Raw genomic sequence first — 1,058 nt, forward strand, 5'->3', positions numbered from 1 at the left:
GACCAATTGCCCAAAAACGACTAACCCTGTAAAGGTTAAAAAACCAAGCTTAGGTGCAGTATAAATGCTCATGCTAATTGCATAAACCCCAAGAAATCCTCCGGTCCAGAGAAGCCATGGAATATTGGATATTTCACTTAAACTCGGTTTCTCGGCACTTTGGAAGAACACCATAATGGCTAAGACGATAGTACCTATGAAAAATGATAACAATGCTGCTTGCAATGGTGAGTGTAATTGCTCACGAAGCTGAGCATTAATTGCAGTCTGAAAAGCCATGGCAACACCGATTCCCATAGCTAAGGGTAAGATCAGGAAAAGTTGACTAGAGAATTTCATCATTTTTATCAATATTTAAGTATGTTTAAAAACAGTCTAAAGCAATTAAGGTATGTTTTCATAAGCCCATTGATGCAGTCATGTTAAAATAGAAATATTGTGTAAATTGGACCCTGTTCCTTGGCCGTATTAAATCCTGCTTCTGTTCCTTTATCTTTATATATCCACATGCGGTGCCTGATGGCGCGCTTTCGGCAGAACTCGAGCAAACTTATTTAAAAGCATTGGTGGCCGACTTTGAAACTCAAGTCGAGATGGCACAAGGACGTTCAATTCACAGTGTATTTATTGGTGGTGGAACACCTTCGCTCATTTCTGCTAAAGGTTATGCATGGCTATTTGAACAGCTTAAATCGCTGCTTAACTTTGAAGATGACTGCGAAATTACTTTAGAAGCTAATCCGGGAACATTAGAACATGACCCGTTTGCAGGCTATTTAGAGGCGGGTATTAATCGTTTGTCGATTGGTGTACAGACTTTTAATACCGATCACCTGCAAAAGCTTGGGCGTATTCATTCAGCCAACAATGCCATGGATGCAATTGAGCAAGCAAGACGAGCAGGCTTTAAGCGAGTTAATGTCGATTTGATGCATGGCTTGCCAGAACAAACACTAGAGCAAGCACTTTATGATTTAAAGACGGCTGTAGAGCAGGGTGAAACACATATCAGCTGGTATCAACTGACCATTGAACCAAATACTGTATTTTTCCGAACA

At 40.4% G+C, this 1,058-nt stretch carries 1 protein-coding gene and 1 pseudogene; one reads left to right on the forward strand and one right to left on the reverse strand.

What is annotated here, in order from left to right; translation table 11 throughout:
- The coding region (locus VXQ92_RS20915; protein WP_416683058.1) for a DMT family transporter at positions 1–342 on the reverse strand (342 nt) is incomplete at its 3' end.
- Between the two features lie 117 nt (positions 343–459).
- Between VXQ92_RS20915 and hemW the strand changes: the two are divergent.
- A pseudogene (hemW, locus tag VXQ92_RS20920) lies at positions 460–1,058 on the forward strand (radical SAM family heme chaperone HemW); the annotation flags it as partial.

The sequence above is a fragment of the Acinetobacter sp. 228 genome (genome assembly GCF_048147885.1).